This is a genomic window from Dehalobacter sp. DCM (genome assembly GCF_024972775.1).
Taxonomy (GTDB): Bacteria; Bacillota; Desulfitobacteriia; order Desulfitobacteriales; family Syntrophobotulaceae; genus Dehalobacter.
Window position 1 is genome coordinate 3,181,347 of sequence record NZ_CP092282.1, and the last position, 20,262, is coordinate 3,201,608.

Genomic DNA, 20,262 nt, shown 5'->3' on the forward strand with positions numbered 1-20,262 from the left:
ATCACGAATTAACTTACTTTTAGCGTGTTTGTGAAAAAAAGAAAATATAGGTCGGATTGCCAGACGGTTCCCTTTTACGACCACACGTATTATTTTAGAACCGTCTGTATCTCTCCGAATTAGATGAATCTACTGAACCAGTATTTCTCGAAACCGATTTTTGCGAGATAAGCTGCCCGGGTTGCCTTCCATAGGGTGATTGACGGGCTAGGTGTTTTATAATAATCAACCGATGAATAGCGGGCTCGACCGAACCCGGTAATCATAATTCAGGTGCCTTTCCCTTTATAGTAATGCGTTTGCTTTTCCCCTTTGGACAAAAGACTAATATTCCTGGCGACAATATCCGCTTGATAATGCGCGTACACACCGGCTTTGGGAGCATAGGCGCCAATGACGGGAAGTCTTACCGCGGCTGCGTCACCGATGGCATAAACGGCAGGATAGTCTGTCTCTAACGTATCTGGGTCTACTCTCACAAAGCCGCTCTTATCCGCCATTTCTGATTTACGTATGACCTCGGGTGTCCAGTGAGGAGCAATCCCCAGCAAGAGGTCGGCGGGTATTCGTGTATCATGGTCCAGGATCAACGCTTTTTCCTCAACCCGAAGCACTTTTGCTTCTGTAATCAATTCGATACCTCTATCCGCAAGCATTTTTCGCACACTTTGTCCAACCTGAGGTTTAGCTAAAGGCTCCGGAGAAATGTCCGGTGTAACCAACGTGAGTTTGATTTTATGCCGGATTCCTTTTTTTTGAAAGAACTGATCTAACAAAAACATGCTTTCATATGGAGCCGGTGGGCATTTATAGGGTAGGCTGGATATGAAAAAAACAATTTGCCCCGACGGAAAATTGTTTAGTCTTTCATAAATATTCATAACACCGTTTAAATCATACGCATTGAGAGCATATTGCTCAAATCCGGGAACAGACTCTGGATGATACTCCACTCCCAAAGCAATAATCAGATAGTCATAGGCCAAGTCGCCCTGATCGGAGGAAACCTGCTTTTTTAGCAAATCGATACGCTTGACTTCCTGCTTTAAAATATGGATATTCTTTTTTTCCAGGCGCACTAATTTACGTATGACATCTTCCGGCTTGCGCTGACCGGTCATCAACAGCGGATAAGACGCAGCAAAGCGATGATCATCTTCTCGGTCAACGACCGTTACCTGCATATCATTGCCCGCGGCTTTCTTTAAGATATTGGATGCGACAATACCGCCGATTCCTCCGCCTAGGATTAACGTGTTTTTCATCAAGATCACCCCAGACTATTGTCTCCCATAGAAAACACTTTATTCCCGGCAATCATACAATTTACATTTTTCAGTGCCCTCTCAGCCTATCCAAAATGATCGCAGCGGCTGAACGCACGGAAAGATGGTTATATTCTCCGTATCCGTATACGGGCTGCAAAATAAAGTCGGCCTTTTCCATTTCTTCTTGGATCATCCCCCAACCAGTACCAAACAGGACCACAAAAACATCATCCGTATTTTCCAACCGGCTTCGCAAATCAGTATAGGCGATGGTGTTGGGATATAGTCTGGCATCCGTAGCTGCCGTAAATACACGTTTCCCGGGGTTATCGTTCTTGATGGCGGTGATAACTTCTTCGCGTGTCGAGGCCAGCCGGACCCGTTCAAAAGCCTCATAGCGGTTAGGGTTATACTCGGCACCGTATCCCTCCCGCCAAAAGCCCATGATCCTTTTTGCCAGATCTTGTTGAGCCTGACCAGGATGGACGACATAATAGGCATTAACACCGTATGTGATTGCCGCTCGGGCTATGTCGTGAATGTCCAGATTCGTGATCGACGTCGCGATTTGCTCCATGTTTTTATTGTAGACCGGTGCATGAATAAGGGCTACATAAAGTTCTCCCATTATGTCCTCCGTTTTTAAGAGCAATTTTCTATATACTTTTCGGGTTAGCTGCGTCATATATAGATTATTCTGAAATGGTTCTTTTGCGTCGTTTTCTGGGGATTGGTTTTAGATGTTCCCAGCGTGAACGGTAAGCAAAGATTTCGGGATGCGCGCTTGCCAGTTCTTCCATTAGTTCGTAATCACCTGGCTGGAATGCGATTTGAGGGATCAGGTCGCTTCTTCTTATGAAAGTCCGCTTCAGAGACTCCTTACGGCGCCAGGCTTCGATTTTGGCATGATGACCGGACTGTAAGACTTCCGGTACCTTCATCCCCTCAAATTCAGGCGGTCGTGTGTACTGAGGATACTCCAGCAGGACTTGGGCGTGAGAATCATTTTCGTGGGAATCGACCCGGCCCAGAACACCAGGCAAAAGTCTGGCTACACTGTCAATAATAACCATAGCCGCAAGTTCCCCGCCGGTCAGAACGTAATCACCGATAGAGATCTCTTCATCGGCTAAAGTCCTGATCCGCTCGTCAAAACCTTCATAATGGCCGCAGATAAAGACGAGTTCATCAAATTGCGTCAGGTTCACGGCATCCTGTTGTTTAAATATTTTCCCCTGAGGCGATAACAGAATGGTGCGTCGGCTTCGTCCAATGCCTTTTAAGCTCCTGACAGCTTTGAAGATCGGTTCCGGTTTCAGTACCATACCGGCACCACCGCCATAGGGGACATCATCAACATTTTTATGTTTGCTTTCGGCAAAATTCCGGAAGTTGATAAGCTCAACTTCAAGCAGCCCAGCTTTCTGCGCCCGGTTCAAAATGCTTTCTTTGAGAGGCGCAAACATTTCCGGAAAAATTGTCAGTATGGTCACCTTCATACTTTTATAGCCTCGCTTTTTATCTAGCACCAAACAGTTGAACATCCAAAAAGACTATCAGAATCAGAAACTGTAAAACACAGAGCACACAGTGCTCAATCTTCCAGCAAACCCGGCGGCAGTATGACGTCCATCCGTTTTTCGGCAACATCGACCCTTTTGACAACGGACTTTAAGGCTGGGATGCAAATTTCTCGTTTACCGTCCTTAACCAGATAAACATCGTTGGCACCCGTTTCGATCACACTGGTTAATGTGCCTAATAATACGTCGTTTTCATATACCTGCATGCCCTCGAGCTCAAAATAATACCAGCGGTCTTGCAGCGGCGGTACTTCAGAACGGTCAACCCGGACCTCAAATCCGCGATACTTTTCGACATCTTCCGGTGTTGATATCCCATCCAAGGTTATATAAACGATTTGTTTCGGGTCGATCCTTACTTCCCTCACGGAGAATTCGATTTCCTTTTGCCCTTGAACTAAAAATACGGTTTTTAGAGTTTTAAACCTATCGACATTATCCGTTATTGGGTAAACCTTTATTTGTCCCTTAATCCCATGCGGTTTAAGGACCTCTCCGATAATTACACGATCAATTTCCAACGAAATCAAACGCCCCTCATACACGTATTTTCATGGTGCCATACTACATATAGTCAAAAAGGGCCTGAGCCCTTTCCAACTTACTGGTCAATATCAACAATTACCCTACGTCCATCCTTAACTGCCGCAGCTTTGACAATGGTCCTTATGGCATTAGCGATTTTACCCTGTTTGCCGATAACCTTGCCCATATCTTCCGGTGCAACGATCAATTGTAGGTGAACCGTTTTCTCTGTTGCGTTCTGAATAACAACGACGTCATTCGGTTTATCAACCAGAGCTTTGGCTAATACTTCGATTACTTCTTTCACAGGAGTCACCTCCATGCTTACTTGGATTTATGAAACTTTTCCATAATCCCGGTTTGACTGAGCAAAGATTTCGCAGTGTCAGAAGGTTGGGCTCCTTTTGTAAGCCATTCCAGAGCTCTGATCTCGTCTATCTTAATTTCATGAGGATTTTTAGTGGGATCATAATAACCGATCTCCTCAATCGCTCTGCCATCACGTCGGGATGCTGAGTCACATACCACCAGACGGTAGAAAGGATTCTTTTTTGCACCCATGCGGCGCAGACGAATCGTTGTTGCCATACTTTCACCTCCTCTAAAGGAATATTGCTTATTATTCAAAGAAATATCTTAATAGAACATTTCTTAAAATCATGTTTTAAACGGGAACGGCAGCTTCGGGAAGGCCTTTTTACTATGTCCGCCCTTCTTGCCTTTCTTGCCCTTCTTTGTTCCGCCTTTGCTGGCTCCACCCATTCCAGGCATACCGGAAAGCTGTTTCATCATCTTCTTGGTCTGTTCGTATTGTTTAAGAAGTCTGCCGACATCGACGACGGTTGTCCCACTGCCTTTGGCAATTCTCTTTTTGCGGGAATCTTTGATCAGATGGGGCTTTCTTCTCTCCTCCAACGTCATTGAAAAAATGATTGCCTCCGATTTATAGAATTCCTTCTCATCGATGTTCACACCTTTGAGCTGTTTCCCAATACCAGGCAGCATTTCAAGCACCGAGGACAAGGGGCCCATCGAGCGCAGCTGTTGGAGCTGATCCAGATAATCATCCAGCGTCAGTTCCTGCTTACGGATCTTTTCTTCCATTTCCTTGGCTTTTTTTTCATCAAAATTTTGTTGGGCTTTTTCAATCAAGGTCAGGACGTCGCCCATACCCAGAATCCGCGATGCGATCCTCTCCGGGTAAAAGACTTCCAGCGCATCGATTTTTTCACCAATTCCGGCATATTTGATTGGACAGCCAGTAACGGCTTTGACCGAGAGCGCTGCCCCGCCGCGCGTATCGCCATCAAGCTTGGAAAGAATGACGCCGCTTAACCCCAGTTGGTTATGAAATGCTTCAGCGGCATTAACCGCATCTTGTCCGGTCATAGCATCAACGACGAGCAGTATTTCATGCGGCTCCACTTTTGATTTTATATTGGAGAGCTCATCCATTAATTCTTCGTTAATATGCAAGCGGCCTGCCGTATCCAAGATGACGACATCGTTGCCGTTTTTTCGAGCATATGCTAAGCTTTCGCCGGCAATCCTCACCGGTGATTCCTGTCCCATCTGAAATACCGGAACATTGATTTGTTCACCAAGAACTTCCAATTGTTTGATTGCAGCAGGACGATAGATATCGCAGGCAACAAGCAACGGGTGTTTCCCTTGTTTTTTCAGCATATTAGCAAGTTTAGCACCATGCGTCGTTTTCCCAGCTCCTTGTAAGCCCACCAGCATAATGACAGTCGGTGGCTTAGAGGATATAGCAATTTTACTTTCGCTTCCGCCCATCAGACTGATAATTTCTTCATGTACAATTTTAATCACATGCTGCCCTGGCGTAAGGGATTCCAGTACATCCTGGCCGATTGCTCTTTCTTTGATCTTGGCTATCAAATCTTTGACTACCTTAAAGTTGACATCGGCTTCCAAAAGGGCAATACGAACCTCACGCAAAGCTTCCGCAACGTCAGCCTCGGTCAGTTTTCCTTTCCCCCTCAGTCTCTTGAACGTAGCCTGTAATTTTTCACTTAAGCCCTCGAACATTGCCATCCGCGGCGTTCCTTCTTTCCCCAATTAGTCTTCGTTTTTTATCCTACCGTCTAAATTCAAACCATCATTTATTCCAGTGTATCCGATATGATCTCTCGGATTCGCGTCTGTAGATCCTGTTGGCGGCGCCATGCCGCTTCGCTGGCAAAGTCCTCCTGATGAACTTCCTCTAATAAGGACTCGATCCGCAGAAATTTCTCTTTTTCCAGAATAAACCGTGAGATCAATTTTAATTTTAACTCATAATCTTCCAGGATCTTTTCCGTTCGTTTCAGCAAATCATGAACGGCCTGTCGGCTGATGCCCTCGGTATCCGCAATTTCAGACAGGGAGTAATCCTGCTGATAATAAAGATCCCATATTTTACCCTGCTTAGCTGTAAGCAGAGGGCCGTAAAAATCATACAATAATGCCGTTTCAGCAATTTCTTTCATATATTTCCAGACCTCACTGTAAAGTATTTTTGCTTTACATTTATGTATTCTAGTCCGAAATAAACCATCTGTCAAGCGCATTTGTTCTTAGTGTGCATTTGTATTCACTGTATTTGATTTTCTCTGGCTTCCTATCGACATTCTAAGGTTACCAAAAATATTGTATGTCTTTCTCCATCGATGACTTCAGCACGGGTTTCTCCCTCGGTTACTAGTACAACGTTCTCTAAATACCATGACAGAAGGATGTAATTATCTGGGCTGGTCTGCATGCCACATTCCGCTTTCGGCTCTTGCGCCATCCTTGAATTTGCATTAAGGATGTTAAAATTCTTTAGCCCTCCTTGGCGAATTTTAACTTAGGTCCATCCATGGACCGTTGCGCTACGCAATCCATGCTCCGCTTGTCGCCGGAACTGTGGCACGCAGACCTGATTTGAGGTGTAAAGAAAATTAAAGAATGCTGTACTAGAAAATGTTGGCGTTAGATAGAATAAAAATTGCCAAACCCTCATTGATCATCTACCAACGATGAGTTCAGCAAACAAATTGTCGGGGCGATCATCCTGATGGCGCGATCGATTAATATCATCATCATTTTCTTCAAACTTCAGAAGCGATTCGCTGCGCTCTTTTGGCAACTTCCAGGCAAATCTGAGCTGCATCCAGGGTAAGCAGGTTACTGTTCTCCATAATGATCTTACCGTCAACCATCACAGTTCGGACATCACTGCCACGGGCGCAGTAAACGAGATGCGAAGGAACAGAAAATCGCGGATAGAAATGCGGCTGATCAAAGTTGATGGATATCAAGTCAGCTTTATAGCCCGGTTCGAGTTTCCCAATATCACTGATACCTGCTGCTGCTGCACCGCCGACCGTTGCCATTGCCAATACATCATAGGCCTTAAGATCTTCGGGAGACCCAACAAGCTTTTGCTGGAAGGATGCCGTGCGCATTTCGCCAAACATATCCAGATCATTATTGCTCGATGTTCCGTCCGTACCGAGACTGACCGTGATACCTCTTCTTTGCATTTCCGAGATTCGCGCGGTACCGCTGTTGAGTTTCATATTGCTTTCGGCATTATGGGCAACTCCAATCTGGTACTTTTTCAGGATATCCATTTCACCATCGTCAATATAGACACAATGGGCGGCAATGATGTGACCCCCGAGCACCTCTTCTCTTTCCAGCCAGCGGAGCGGGGTTGTGCCATATCGTTCCTTAATGGTAGCAACCTCAGACTGCGTCTCAGCCAAATGGATATGTAAACCCGATCCAAACCTATCGGCTTCCCTTTTTACTGTACGCAGAAATTCACCGGAACACGTGTAGGGCGCATGCGGTCCAAAGAGGATTTTGATTCGTCCATTACCGGCATCATGGTATTTCTCGAATAACGCAACATTTTCTCGCAGGGATTTCATCCCTGCTTCTTTTGTACTTTCGATCATACCACGGGACAGCAGGGCTCGGGTTCCCGCTTCTAACACAACCCGCACCGCTTCTTCCTCGGCAATATACATGTCGGCCATAGTGGTTGTCCCAGACCGTATCATCTCGCATAAAGCAAGGGCATTGCCCCAATAAATATCTTCCGCCGTCATTTTGTCCTCAAACGGCCATATCTTTTCCTGAAGCCAAGGCATCAGCGGCATATCGTCTGCATAGCCACGGAGCAGGGTCATTGCCGCATGGGTATGCATGTTGATCAACCCAGGCATAACCACATCATTTTGTAAATCGAGGATCTTGTCCGGAATGAAGTCCGCCGGCGCGGTACCACATTCTCCCACAGAAATGATCCTGTCACCATCAACAGCGATTTCACCTTGTGGATAAAAATCATCCGGCCCGGTCATCGGCAAGACCATAGCCCGAATCAAATATTTGGACATAAATTTCCTTCTTTCCGCTGACATTCATTCTCAGTCGCTTATTTCACTAAAAGCTTCAGCATATTCACCGAATAGGGTGCTGTAACGATTCCTTTTTCTGTAATAATCCCACTGATATATTTCGACGGTGTAATATCAAAAGAAGGATTATAAACCTGGACGTCATCAGGCACAATTTTCACACCCATGATTGACCGGACTTCATTCGCATCCCTTTCTTCTATGGGGATTTCATTTCCGCTGGATATTTTTAAATCAATGGTTGTTGTCGGTGCTGCGATATAGAATGGGATATCGTGTGCTGCTGCCAGTACAGCAAGAGTATAAGTACCGATTTTATTTGCAGTATCTCCGTTGGTTGCAATACGATCTGCGCCGACAACCACCATATCGATTTTCCCCTGTTGCATGAGATAGCCTGCCATATTATCCGTAATCAGTGTCATCGGGATTTGATCCTGAACCAGTTCCCATACTGTTAACCGTGCTCCCTGCAGGAACGGGCGAGTTTCTCCGGCGTAGACATGTACTTTTTTCCCCGACTCATGCGCAGCGCGAATGATACCAAGGGCTGTACCGTATTCTACGGTGGCTAGGCTGCCAGTGTTACAATGGGTAAGGATATTGGCCTTTTCTGGTACGACGGTATTCCCGTATTCCCCGATCAGCCGGTTCATTCTGCGATCATCTTCGGCAATATCCTCGGCTTCCTTGACTAAGGCTGTACGAATTGTTTCAATATCCTGACTGTCGTTGTACTCCCTGAACTTATCTTCCATCTTATTTAAGGCCCAGGAAAGGTTAACTGCGGTCGGGCGTGTTCCTTCCAGGGTGGAACGAACTTCCTCCATGGTGTTCTTGAAATCATCAATATGTCCTTGATATTTTAGTGCTCCTAAGGCATACCCAAAGGCGGCGGCGGCTCCAATCGCAGGAGCTCCACGTACCTCCATCCCCTTAATCGCATCGGCTACGTCTGTATACGAATACGCTTCTCTGTACTGTTCTTCGAATGGTAATTTTGTTTGATTAAGTATCAATAAATGGTCACCTTGCCATTGAAGAGCTTTCATCCTATATCCGCCTTTCTAAAACAAACCTGTTTCTTTGTTCCCAGTCGCACAATAACACCGCTGATCCAGGTCCATCAATTTACAGGTGCTTTCCACCAGTGCTGCAACAGTATTGCTCAACAAATTCATACTAGCGATTACTTCGGCGTGTGTCAACGGTTCATGATTAATTCCTGCCGCCTGGTTTGTCACCAAGGCGATGGTCGCATAACACATGCCTAATTCCCGTGCAAGTACAACCTCCGGAACCCCGGTCATCCCTACCAGATGCCCGCCTAACAGGCGGAACATCTTGATTTCCGCAGGTGTTTCAAATCGGGGACCCTCAGTACAGACATAGACGCCGCCGTTTTTAACCTTTATTCCGGCTCGCACTGCACCTTCTGTTATATTATTACGCAGTACCGGGCAGTATGGTTCCGTAACGTCAATATGCAGGACACCCCTGTCGCCGCCTTCATAAAACGTAAGCGGACGGTTCTTGGTAAAGTCGAGAAATTGATCGACGAGGACAATATCGCCAATGGTTAATTCGTCAACTATCGAACCTACCGCTCCGGTAGCGAGTATCTTTTTTACGCCCATTGTTTTGAGGGCCCAGATATTGGCGCGGTAGTTAATGCGATGGGGGGGATACGTGTGACCGGTGCCATGCCGTTTAAGAAATACCACTTCAGACATTCCTATTTCGCCGATATCGAGTGATACATTGCCGTAGGGCGTATCGACACGATGTTGCTTCGTTTTTTTTAAGACCAGTTTCTCTACACCGGTCCCACCAATGAGAGCATAATTCAAAGGATTTATTCCTCCTCATTGCGGTCGAAGAGTGCCCGTGCGAATTCTTTGGGATCAAATGGTCTTAAATCCTCCGCCCCTTCTCCGATACCGATCAATTTAACGGGAACATCCGCTTCATCACGTATTCCCAGGATAACACCGCCTTTAGCAGTTCCGTCAAGCTTCGTCAAAATAATCCCGGTAACATCGGCAGCTTCCTTAAAAAGTCTGACCTGCTGCAGTGCATTCTGGCCGGTTGTCGCATCCAGCACCAAAAGAACTTCATGGGGTGCCTCGGGGACTTCACGTTCAATGACTTTTTTTATCTTCGATAATTCTTTCATCAGATTGACTTTATTATGCAGTCTGCCGGCTGTATCAATGAGGAGTACATCCATATTACGGGATTTTGCCGCCTTGAGGGCATCAAATGCTACGGCAGCGGGATCGGCTCCCTCAGCTTGTTTGATAACTTCTGCGCCTGCGCGCTGTCCCCACACTTCCAGTTGTTCGATTGCTGCTGCTCTAAACGTGTCTCCTGCTGCTAATAAAACCTTCAGTCCTTGTTCATGTAGGTTCTTAGCTAATTTTCCAATGGTCGTCGTCTTACCGACACCGTTGACCCCAACGATCAAATAGACGGTAGGTTTATTATCTGAAATAGTTAATGGGCTTTCTTCACCGAGCAAGGTCGTGATATGTTCCTGCAAAAGATTCTTGAGAAGGGCACGGTCGGATATTTTTTGTTCCTTAACGGATATTCGGAGCATTTCAACGAGTTTCATCGCTGTATTGATACCGACATCAGACTGAAGAAGTACGTCTTCCAATTCTTCATATAGATCTTCGTCGATTCTGCCGGCCCCGGAAAAAATTTGTTCCATTTTGCCGACAAAGCCCTGACGAGTTTTCGTTAAGCGTTCTTTCAATTTTGAAAATATTCCTGCCACGTGATCGATCTCCCTTATTTATATACTCCATTTTTTATGACGTATTTCTGAAATGATGATAACGACTTAATAAAGGCTTCGAATCAACTTACTGCCGATGCCGCCGCGGCTGCTCTATCCTCCAATTCGACAGTAAGAAGTTTCGACACACCGGATTCTTCCATCGTGATGCCATACAGTCTGTCGGCCGATTCCATGGTTCCTCTGCGGTGAGAAATCAGGATGAACTGAGTATGGTGGGATAGTGTCCTCAGATAATTGACAAAACGCTTGACATTGGCTTCATCCAGAGCCGCCTCGATCTCGTCAAGTAAGCAAAATGGGCTGGGCTTGACTTTCAGAAAGGCGAATAACAGGGCAATCGCGGTGAATGAACGCTCACCTCCCGATAAAAGGGATAAAAGCTGCGCTTTTTTTCCGGGAGGCTGGGCAACGATACGTACACCGGTTTCCAGAAGATTCTCGGGGTCATCCAGCTGAAGTTCTGCTTGTCCACCGTTAAAGAGCTGCGTAAATACTTCTTTGAATGCGGCATTCACAGACCGGAAGCCCTCTTCAAACCTCTCAATCATGCATTTATCTAATTCGGAAATGAGTTCCTGCAAGGTTTTTCCTGCTTCGTCCAGATCATGCTTTTGGGTGGTGAGAAACTCAAAACGCTTCACTGTTTCAGGATACTCCTCTAAGGCCGTATAATTGACCGGACCGAGGGCCTCGATTTCCTGTTTATAGGCGGCAATTGTTTCCTGCAGAGACTCCTTCTTATCCCCGGTGAGGTAAGCTTGAGCCTGTTTCCAGGGCAACCCGTACTCTTCCTCAAGGCGGTTATTGCCGGTTTCCCATTCGGCCTCCCAGCGTGTGACCTTAAGCTCACTTTGATGAAGCTGTGCCTCCATTTCTTTTGCCTGATTTTTCATCTCCAGGATATCTTGTTCCTGTTTCAGGTTGTTTTCGGCAAAAGATTCCTTCGCTCTGCGCAGTTCAATTAGCTGATATTTTTTTTCCTCTAATAGTGTGTTATATTCTTTAACGCGGTTTTCTCCTTGAATCCTGCCCAGTCCTATTTCTTCATCATTCTTCCGGACTTCGCTCAGTTCCCTATTCTTTTCATCCATTAAACGCTGACTCTTCAGGGTTTTCTCGTTCTCTTCAATGATAGCCTGCCGGACTTGATCAAGCTCCTGTTCCCAGCGAGCAGCTTCGACTTTAGCCGATGTTATTTCATCCGATAGTTCCTGGGCCTCTGTCACTTTCTCTTTGAGCAGGTTTTCCAAATCCAATTGTTCTGTTTGTAAGGCATTGATTTTATCTTCTGTTTCCTTTAAAGATTTTTCTGTCTTTCCGATAATCGCTGTCAGTGTCGTCATTTCAGAACGGATCTCGTTCAGTTCAAACGTAATGAAGCGGGCGTCTTCCTCCAGACGCTTGAGCCTATCTTCAAAGTGTCTGGTATTGGCAGCCATTATCCCCTTCGTTTTCTGGATTTGTGAAAATTCCGCTTCAATTTCATCCTGTGCTGCCACCAGTTTTTCCATGTCTTTAGCAATTAAACTGCTTTCTTGTTTTTTACAAGCAGCTTCTTCGTGAAATTCGCGTGTTTTCGCTGTAAGCTCTTCTATTTCCCTTACCCTGCTGAGCAAGCCGCTGCTTTGGGTCCGCGTACTTCCCCCGGTCAAGGATCCGCCGATATTGACCTGATCGCCTAAGAGCGTAACGATTCTGAATCGATAATTATTGGATTTCGCAATATCAATGGCACTGTCCAATGTATCGGTGACCAGAATTCTTCCCAATAGGGATTCCATAATATCGCCAAAACGTGTATCGAATTTAACAAGATCAACGGCCAACCCTTGGAAGCCTTTATGTTTCTTTGTTTTCTCATCCAGGGACTGCCTTGTCCCTTTAATGGCATCCAACGGCAAAAACGTTGCCCGTCCATTATTTGTTCTCTTCAGATAGTCGATACACGTTTTTGCGTCGTTTGTTTTTTCCACAATGATGTTCTGAAGGGCGGCGCCCAATGCGGTTTCAACAGCCAGTTCAAACTTGGTCTGCACCTCGATGTTATCCGCAACGGTTCCGAATACACCCCGGCAGGTGATTTCACCCTTGCGGCAAGCGATTATAGCCTCGCGTACGCCTTTATTATACCCTTCCAGATTGTCCTGCAGCGTGTGCAGTGCATGCAGCCTGGCGTTAGCCTGATCCGCTTTCCTGAGAAGTTCTCCGTATACTACCTCAGATTGCTGCTGCTCTGTTTTTTTAGCGGTGAGGGACCTCATGATCTCTGTACTTTTCTGATTAAGCACTTCTTCACGTAATTCCAGTTCGATCAATTCATCTCTTTGGACTCCGATCTCACGGAGCACCGAATCCTTTTCAGCATCTTTCGCCTGGATATTCTTCTGATACTGCTTTTCCTGCTGCATCAGCGTATCTTTTTTCTGCTTGGTTTCAGCCTCAATACTGGTTAATTTGCTTTTTTCAGACAACACATCAAATATTTCAGTTTTTATCTCGTCCAAACGGGCTTCCCCGCTAAGCGTCCGCAGCTCTTCCAGACGACATTCTTTTATTTTCAAATCAGCATAAGCACGATTTAAGGTCTCTTCCAGAAGGACGCTTTTGGCTGCATAAGCCTGCCCTTTTTCTTGAGAAAACTCTAAATTATCCTGTGCAGCCTTCAGTTCTTTCTCCAGCCGGCTGGACTGTTCCTGCATAAAGCCGCGTCTTTCGGAGAGCAATGACAACGCATGTTCCGCATCGCTGACTTTATTCTCCAAGGCATATACTTCACCTTGCATTGCCTGGACTTGCTGTTCCAAATGGTCCAGTTCATGGCGTTTGATAATAATTTTACTTTCCTCTTCGTTAATGCGCGCAGCAAATAAAGCAAATTCATTGTTTAAAGATTCGCCCGCTGTGCGCGCCTTGATGAGTTTGCTGTTGACCTCAGACAATTCGTTAACGATGAGACTGATTTCCATTTTTTCAAGAGCCGCAGTAATTTCCTGACTCGTCCTTGCAGCCTCAGCCTGCTCAGCAAGGGGTTCTATCCGTGACTCAACCTCAGCAATGATATCGCTCAGACGTTCCAGATTTAATCTGGTATCATCAAGTTTCTTCAAAGCTTCCTTTTTGCGGTGACGAAATTTGCTGATACCTGCAACTTCTTCAATGAGGGTGCGTCGCTCATCCGACCGCAGATTGAGAATTTCTTCAACACGTCCTTGTCCGATGATCGAAAAACCTTCTTTTCCTGAACCGGTATCCAAAAACAGTTCCTGAATATCCTTCAGCCGACATGGCGTTCGATTAATAAAATACTGACCTTCACCATCCCGATATACTCTGCGGGTTATGACGACTTCGTCATAATCAAGCGCAAAGAGGCCGGTGGTATTATTAAAAATCAAGGATACCTCCGCCATGCCTACCGGGCGCCGTGAAGAGCATCCTGCAAAAATAACATCTTCCATCTTGCTTCCGCGCAGGCTTTTCGCGCTCTGTTCTCCTAAAACCCATCGCACCGCATCAGCCACATTACTTTTCCCGCTCCCATTGGGTCCGACAATGACACTCATACCGGGATGCAAATCAATTTTTATTTTATCAGCAAAGGATTTAAATCCCTGGATATGGATCGATTTAAGAAATACTTCCTCGTCATTTCTGGATATTACCAATCTATTCCCCCCAAGTCTTTAACGCAAAACGGGCCGCCTGCTGCTCGGCTTCCTTCTTTGTCTTACCCGTACCTTTTCCCTGCAATTCACCACGAAGGTAAACCCCTGCCGTGAATAACTTGTCGTGGTCCGGTCCCGTCTCCTCCAATATCTTATAGTGAACTTCAAATTCTCTTTTTTGAGCTTTTTCTTGAAGCATGGTTTTGAAATCTCCGTAATTTCCCTCATTCAGTTCCATTATTTCCGGAATTAACATATCAAGGATGAATTTACGAACTTTTTCAAAGCCATACTGCAAATATACTGCCCCAATAACAGCTTCCAGAGCATCCGCAATAATCGAAGGCCTGTCTCTGCCGCCGGAAGATTGTTCCCCTTTACCCAGGAATAGTACCTGACCAAGGTTTATACTTCGCGCTTTTCGAGCAAGTGTCGTTTCATTGACAACAGCTGCCCGCATCTTGGTCAGCTCACCTTCAGGCCTCTCGGGATAGGTTAGAAAAAGGTATTCTCCGACAATAAAATCCAGAACTGCATCACCTAAAAACTCCAAACGTTGATTATTCTCCATCCCGCTGTTCGGGTTTTCGAACGTAAATGAGGGGTGTGTCAGTGCCTTATAAATCAGGTCGCGTTCAAAATCTTCAAAGTCCATCTCCTGGATAAATGTTTCGACTTCCTCGATTTTTGATCGATACTTATTTTTCGTGCTCTTATGGAAAAAATGGCGGCTTTTTTTGCCCATTGGACGCCTCCTTTCTATTAAAACGTGTTTAACTGATCCGTTTTCAACTGCACGATAGGAACACGCACTGCTTCGCTTATGATGCAAGGCAAGGGATGTTCACGCAGCTTTGCTGTTTAGTTTAAAGCCCCGTAGCAGCCTTACTACGGGGCCCATTGACTACATATTTTCTTTCACATACTTTACAATATCGCCGACGGATTGAATGTTTTCTACCTCTTCATCCGCAATATCAAGGTTAAATTCTTCTTCCAGAGCCATTACGAGTTCAACAATATCCAATGAATCAGCATTCAGTTGTTGGAAAGTTGTTGCCGTCGTGATTTCCTCCTCATCGGCTCCTAACTGGTCCACAACGATTGCCTTTACCTTTTCAAATACATCCATGCATGCCACCCCCTCTCAGGCAGTTCAATTTGTTTGTTCATACAATGTAACTCTAATGGATATCCTTTACACAGATTATGTAACATCTACTTAGAGTTTACAACGTACTTGCGTACTATATCAACCCCATACTTTCTGTTTTTTGCCAAATAACCTCATATTGCTAAGTTATTTTCCTTGATAGGATATCTTTGCTGCAACGATGGTATATAGGATGATATTTTACGGTAGTCTTACCCTATAATGTGTAGGAATAAGCCTTTTATTCAGAATTGTACCAGTATTTATCAAGATTGCAAGGTGCTTTCGTCCAAACCTGCCCCAATTCTTTGGATTATTTTTTCATTGACGCATTCTTTGGCTACACGAATCGCATTATAAATTGCCTTTTCTTTGGAACTGCCATGACAAATGATACTGGTTCCATTGACACCCAGCAGCGGTGCTCCGCCGTATTCAGCATAGTCCATCTGTTTGGCGATTTCCTTCAGTCCGGGTTTAACGAGCATCGCCCCAATCTTCCGGGATGTGGTGGCTGTAATCTTTTCTTTAATCAGTTGAAATAGAGCTGAGGACAAACCTTCGAATGATTTTAAAACGATATTGCCGACAAAAGCATCACAGACAATGACATCGGCATTACCATTGGGAACGTCACGGCCTTCAATATTACCGATAAAATTCAGAGAAGCGGTTTTGAGCAGCGCGTAAGCAGCCTGTACCAATTCATTTCCTTTTCCTTCCTCACTGCCAATATTGAGGAGCGCAACCTTGGGGTTATTAATACCTAATACATTCTCGGCGTAGATACTGCCCATCATGGCGTATTGCAGGAGATTTTCCGGTTTCGCATCCGGGTTGGCTCCTACATCAAGCAAAAGCTTTCCACCCTGGAGTGTCGGCAAGACGGTGCAGATTGCCGGTCGCTGGATCCCTTTGATCCTGCCAAGTCCAAGTAAAGCGGCTGCCATTTGCGCTCCTGTACTTCCTGCAGAGACCAGTGCATCAGCCTCGCCCTCTTTAACCAATCGCGTCGCCACGACAATGGAGGCATCTTTCTTCTTTTTGATGGCGGCAGCGGGATGCTCGTTCATCTCAATGACTTCAGAACACTCATAGAATCCGATATTTTCAGAAATTTTTTTTTCAGGTATATGGTCGATGATGTCATCTTTACGGCCAACCAGAATGATCTTGATTTCCGGCCAAGCCTGAGCGGCTTTCAATGCCCCTCTGACGATCTCTAAAGGCGCATAATCCCCGCCCATAGCATCAACAGCTATCTTCATCATTCCGCACCTTCCTTTCTGCACCCTATCCCCGTAATTATCATCCTTAAGCAGATGATGAGTATGCATGGAAATAAGACAAAAAGCCGTTAACTATAAACAAAGTCAACAGCTTTTGCAATAACAATCGTATTATTCACCCATCGATACTACTTCTTTGCCATTATAATAGCCGCAATTAGCACATATATGATGCTGAAGCTTCTGTTTATGGCACTGGGGGCATTCCACAAGGTTAGGAGCAGTCAGTTTATCCATTGCTCTGCGTCTGCGAACTCTTGATTTGGATTGTTTATTTTGATGAACACCCATTGATATTACACCCCCTTATTCCACTTGGATAATATTTCGAAGCGAGGATCGATATCCTCACTGATACACGAACAAGTGCGCGTGTTCAGGTCTGCTCCACACTTAAGACATAAACCTTTACAGTCTTCCGAACAAAGGAACTTCATCGGAAGTTGTAAAACAATTTGTTCGATGATCCTGTCATCGATGGCAAACTCATCTTTCTCGAAAATGAAAGCACTCTCATCCATCGCTTCAGAAGCAAATTCCGCAGGGAACCATTCATCCTCAAAGGTAATCTCTGATGAATATGTAAATGGTTTCAAGCATCGTGAACAATTCACGGCGATTACCAAGCGAATTGTTCCCTTAACCAAAAGCGACTTGCCCAAATTCTCAATATCAAGAGTTACTTCAGCCGGTTGAGTAAATGTGTACTCATCCGTTCCGAGCTGCAGCGGTGAAAATTCTTCGATAAACCTAAAGGTTTTTGAAGCACCTTCTGTATGCCTTAGATGATATACGTTAATAATCACCAGCAATCACCTCGATATGCAACAACTGTAATTATAGTTATCCGTTTTTTCTTTGTCAAGAAAAGGATTACATCTTCTCAATGATTTCCTTGGTATCCAAAGCTATCATTAACTCTTCATTGGTTGGAATAACAAGCACCTTGCAACGGGCACCCCACTTGGAAATATCCACTTCTGCCCCGCGGCTGGCTTCGTTTTTCTCTTCATCAATACTAACGCCCAGATAACTCAGCGTATTACAGATTGAAGAACGAATCATCGGGGAATTTTCGCCCAGACCTGCCGTAAAGATGATTCCATCAACACCATCGAGGATTGCTGCATAAGCACCGATGTATTTCTTTACGTCATGAACAAATACATCCAATGCCAGCTGAGCCCGATAGTTCCCTTCATCAGCGGCTTTTTCTAAATCCCTGAAGTCACTGCTGACACCGGAAAGGCCCAGAACGCCGCTTTTCTTATTCAAAAGAGCATTCACTGCATCACCGGATATTTTATCCTTTTTCATGATAAACGATACTATTGTAGGGTCAATATCACCCGAACGCGTTCCCATCATCAGGCCTTCCAATGGAGTAAAACCCATGGACGTTTCCACTGATTTTCCATATTTTACTGCGGTAATAGATGATCCATTTCCAAGGTGACAGCTGATCAGTTTTAACTTGTCGGGTTTTTTGCCTAATATAACAGCTGCCCTTTGACTGACATATTTATGAGAGGTTCCGTGGAAACCATAGCGACGTATCTTATATTGTTGATAATACTCATATGGGATCCCATAGATATAGGCTTCCGGTGGCATTGTCTGGTGAAAAGCCGTGTCAAACACAGCAACTTGGGGTGTTCCCGGCATCATTTGTTCACAGGCAATAATCCCGGCAAGATTGGCAGGATTATGCAGCGGCCCCAGTTCAAAACACTCCTCAATAGCCTGCTTGACCTCATGGGTCACCAGTACCGAACCGGATACTTTTTCTCCGCCATGAAGGACGCGATGTCCAACAGCGTCTATTTCATTGAGCGACTCAACAACACCATACTCCGGATCTGCCACAGCCTGCAGTACTAATTTAATTGCTGATGTATGATCAGGTAAATCAGCAACAATCACTTCTTTTTCTCCGTTCTTGGGACGATGTGTCAGCATCGCACCAGGCAACCCGATCCTTTCAACCAAACCTTTTGCCAAAGCATCCTGCGACATCATATCCATCAACTGATACTTAAGTGACGAGCTGCCGCAGTTCAAAACAAGAATCTTCACTAATGACACTCCTTTACTCTCTTCAACCTAATGTGTTTAGGTCTTTTCTCCTCTATATTCCTTGTCTATACCCCTGTTGGGATCCTCTTGGATCCTCTCTCTCTATTATATACACGACCCATAATCAGGTAATGCATATAACAATGCACATTAAAGTCTACCATATCTGCTTAACCTGTCAACCCTATTTCAAAATACTGTTTCAGATTTTAAAATCAAATTGACTCCTTCTATTTAGAATGTCAATGCCCTCTACATCATATACATAATCAAAGCCGGATCAAATTACGGGATATGACCATGGAAGGTTGGTGAACGCGCGTTGACATTACTCAAAGTCCTTCCCTTTATTGTTCTGGCCATCAGCATGTTTATATTCCCGCAGGAAGTCGTAGCGTCTGCTTCCACCGGACTTTCTCTTTGGGCCAATTACATCCTGCCTGCCCTGTTCCCATTTTTTATATTAGCTGATTTGCTCATGAAACAAGGACTGGTCGATTTTCTTGGGGCGTTAATGGAGCCTTTAATGCGCCCTATCTTTCGTTTGCCGGGAAAAGCAGCCTTCATTATTGCAATGATCCATACGAGCGGTATCCCCATCGGTGCTATCTTGACCAGTAAATTAAGGAAAAGCGGAGAGATATCTCGCCTTGAGGGGGAACGGCTTCTTGCGTTTACAAGCAATCCAAGCCCCGGCTTCATGCTCGGAGCCGTGGCTTCAGGGATGCTGGGCAATGCAGCCGTAGGAATTGTTATTGCCGCATCGGTCTATTTGGCTAATCTAGGCGTTGGCTTAATCTTTCGATTTTATGGCACGGATTCGGAGCCTGCTCCGTCTGGCGCTAAGTACACCTGGCGGCATTCTTACCAAAAACTAAAAAAATACCAATATAACAAAAAACCCTTTGGCGAGCTGTTAGCCGATGCAGTTCGGGAAAGTACGGCAACGATCCTGCTCGTTGGGGGTTATATCATATTCTTTTCTGTGATCACCCATCTCCTGGTTGTTTTGGGAATCAGCTCCCGCCTAGCCAATCTCATTCATATGGTGTCAGCCGGTCAGATATCCCTGCTGGGAGGAGACGCCATCATCCAAGGATTCATGGAAACAACCCTGGGCTGCAAGGCAGCAGTATTAGGCTTTCAATCCATGTCAACACAAGTTGGTGTGATTTGCTTTATGTTAGGTTGGGGCGGATTATCTGTCTTTGCGCAGGTACTAAGCTTTACTACATCGACCGATCTCCGTTTTCGCCCTTTTATTATTGGCAGAATTATCCACGCGGTATTCGCACTATTCTTAAGCCAGGTATTCTTAAAATTCATGCCCATTCAGACAGCAAATCTGTCTGGTTTTCTCAGCGTAAAGACACCTTGGCTTTTCTCTCTCAAATGGTGCTGTATCTTATTACTTTGCTTCGTTTTAGTTTTTGTTATATTACGTTTTCTGTCTGAATTATATCTCAGGAGATACCAATAACT

General features: G+C 45.1%; 20 protein-coding genes. 1 reads left to right on the forward strand and 19 read right to left on the reverse strand.

The genetic code is table 11. The features are described from left to right. Positions 1 to 269: 269 nt before the first annotated feature. From LPY66_RS14775 to LPY66_RS14865, 19 genes are all read right to left on the reverse strand, one after another. Complete coding sequence (locus LPY66_RS14775; RefSeq protein ID WP_337985028.1) at positions 270 to 1,265, reverse strand: NAD(P)/FAD-dependent oxidoreductase; 996 nt, start codon at positions 1,263 to 1,265, stop codon at positions 270 to 272. A 70-nt stretch (positions 1,266 to 1,335) separates the two neighbouring features. Then, the gene (locus LPY66_RS14780; protein WP_337985029.1) at positions 1,336 to 1,896 is read right to left on the reverse strand and encodes an RNA methyltransferase; all 561 of its coding nucleotides are present in this window, start codon (positions 1,894 to 1,896) and stop codon (positions 1,336 to 1,338) included. Between the two features lie 64 nt (positions 1,897 to 1,960). Beyond that, positions 1,961 to 2,767: a tRNA (guanosine(37)-N1)-methyltransferase TrmD gene (gene trmD / locus LPY66_RS14785; RefSeq protein ID WP_337985030.1), complete on the reverse strand. Its 807-nt coding sequence runs from the start codon at positions 2,765 to 2,767 to the stop codon at positions 1,961 to 1,963. A gap of 95 nt (positions 2,768 to 2,862) precedes the next feature. Continuing rightward, positions 2,863 to 3,366: a ribosome maturation factor RimM gene (gene rimM / locus LPY66_RS14790; RefSeq protein ID WP_337988101.1), complete on the reverse strand. Its 504-nt coding sequence runs from the start codon at positions 3,364 to 3,366 to the stop codon at positions 2,863 to 2,865. 86 nt (positions 3,367 to 3,452) lie between these two features. Further along, complete coding sequence (locus LPY66_RS14795) at positions 3,453 to 3,683, reverse strand: KH domain-containing protein (protein ID WP_337985031.1); 231 nt, start codon at positions 3,681 to 3,683, stop codon at positions 3,453 to 3,455. Positions 3,684 to 3,700: 17 nt separating this feature from the next. Continuing rightward, on the reverse strand, positions 3,701 to 3,964 hold the full coding sequence (gene rpsP / locus LPY66_RS14800) for a 30S ribosomal protein S16 (protein WP_337985032.1): 264 nt from the start codon (positions 3,962 to 3,964) through the stop codon (positions 3,701 to 3,703). A gap of 69 nt (positions 3,965 to 4,033) precedes the next feature. After that, positions 4,034 to 5,428: a signal recognition particle protein gene (gene ffh / locus LPY66_RS14805; RefSeq protein ID WP_337988102.1), complete on the reverse strand. Its 1,395-nt coding sequence runs from the start codon at positions 5,426 to 5,428 to the stop codon at positions 4,034 to 4,036. 74 nt (positions 5,429 to 5,502) lie between these two features. Further along, a complete protein-coding gene (ylxM, locus tag LPY66_RS14810) occupies positions 5,503 to 5,868 on the reverse strand; it encodes a YlxM family DNA-binding protein (RefSeq protein ID WP_337985033.1) in 366 nt (121 codons plus the stop codon). 603 nt (positions 5,869 to 6,471) lie between these two features. Next, complete coding sequence (locus tag LPY66_RS14815; RefSeq protein WP_337985034.1) at positions 6,472 to 7,770, reverse strand: amidohydrolase; 1,299 nt, start codon at positions 7,768 to 7,770, stop codon at positions 6,472 to 6,474. Between the two features lie 38 nt (positions 7,771 to 7,808). After that, complete coding sequence (mtnA, locus tag LPY66_RS14820) at positions 7,809 to 8,843, reverse strand: S-methyl-5-thioribose-1-phosphate isomerase (RefSeq protein ID WP_337985035.1); 1,035 nt, start codon at positions 8,841 to 8,843, stop codon at positions 7,809 to 7,811. 15 nt (positions 8,844 to 8,858) lie between these two features. Then, complete coding sequence (gene mtnP / locus LPY66_RS14825) at positions 8,859 to 9,641, reverse strand: S-methyl-5'-thioadenosine phosphorylase (RefSeq protein WP_337985036.1); 783 nt, start codon at positions 9,639 to 9,641, stop codon at positions 8,859 to 8,861. 5 nt (positions 9,642 to 9,646) lie between these two features. Then, positions 9,647 to 10,573: a signal recognition particle-docking protein FtsY gene (ftsY, locus tag LPY66_RS14830; protein ID WP_337985037.1), complete on the reverse strand. Its 927-nt coding sequence runs from the start codon at positions 10,571 to 10,573 to the stop codon at positions 9,647 to 9,649. 83 nt (positions 10,574 to 10,656) lie between these two features. Continuing rightward, entirely contained in the window at positions 10,657 to 14,262 is a 3,606-nt protein-coding gene (smc, locus tag LPY66_RS14835; protein WP_337985038.1) for a chromosome segregation protein SMC, read from the reverse strand. A 1-nt stretch (position 14,263) separates the two neighbouring features. After that, positions 14,264 to 14,917: a ribonuclease III gene (gene rnc, locus LPY66_RS14840; protein ID WP_443112494.1), complete on the reverse strand. Its 654-nt coding sequence runs from the start codon at positions 14,915 to 14,917 to the stop codon at positions 14,264 to 14,266. 249 nt (positions 14,918 to 15,166) lie between these two features. Next, on the reverse strand, positions 15,167 to 15,394 hold the full coding sequence (gene acpP, locus LPY66_RS14845; RefSeq protein ID WP_337985040.1) for an acyl carrier protein: 228 nt from the start codon (positions 15,392 to 15,394) through the stop codon (positions 15,167 to 15,169). Between the two features lie 287 nt (positions 15,395 to 15,681). Then, positions 15,682 to 16,683 (reverse strand): phosphate acyltransferase PlsX, encoded by a 1,002-nt coding sequence (plsX, locus tag LPY66_RS14850; RefSeq protein WP_337988103.1) that lies wholly within the window; start codon positions 16,681 to 16,683, stop codon positions 15,682 to 15,684. A gap of 132 nt (positions 16,684 to 16,815) precedes the next feature. Then, positions 16,816 to 16,995 carry a 50S ribosomal protein L32 gene (gene rpmF, locus LPY66_RS14855; RefSeq protein WP_337985041.1) on the reverse strand — a complete coding sequence of 60 codons (180 nt, stop codon included), beginning with the start codon at positions 16,993 to 16,995 and terminating at the stop codon, positions 16,816 to 16,818. Positions 16,996 to 17,000: 5 nt separating this feature from the next. Next, positions 17,001 to 17,510 (reverse strand): YceD family protein, encoded by a 510-nt coding sequence (locus LPY66_RS14860; RefSeq protein WP_337985042.1) that lies wholly within the window; start codon positions 17,508 to 17,510, stop codon positions 17,001 to 17,003. A 67-nt stretch (positions 17,511 to 17,577) separates the two neighbouring features. Next, complete coding sequence (locus LPY66_RS14865) at positions 17,578 to 18,780, reverse strand: acetate/propionate family kinase (RefSeq protein WP_337985043.1); 1,203 nt, start codon at positions 18,778 to 18,780, stop codon at positions 17,578 to 17,580. Between the two features lie 322 nt (positions 18,781 to 19,102). Here LPY66_RS14865 and LPY66_RS14870 point away from each other — a divergent pair, with 322 nt between their 5' ends. Further along, positions 19,103 to 20,260 carry a nucleoside recognition domain-containing protein gene (locus LPY66_RS14870; RefSeq protein WP_337985044.1) on the forward strand — a complete coding sequence of 386 codons (1,158 nt, stop codon included), beginning with the start codon at positions 19,103 to 19,105 and terminating at the stop codon, positions 20,258 to 20,260. Positions 20,261 to 20,262: the final 2 nt, after the last annotated feature.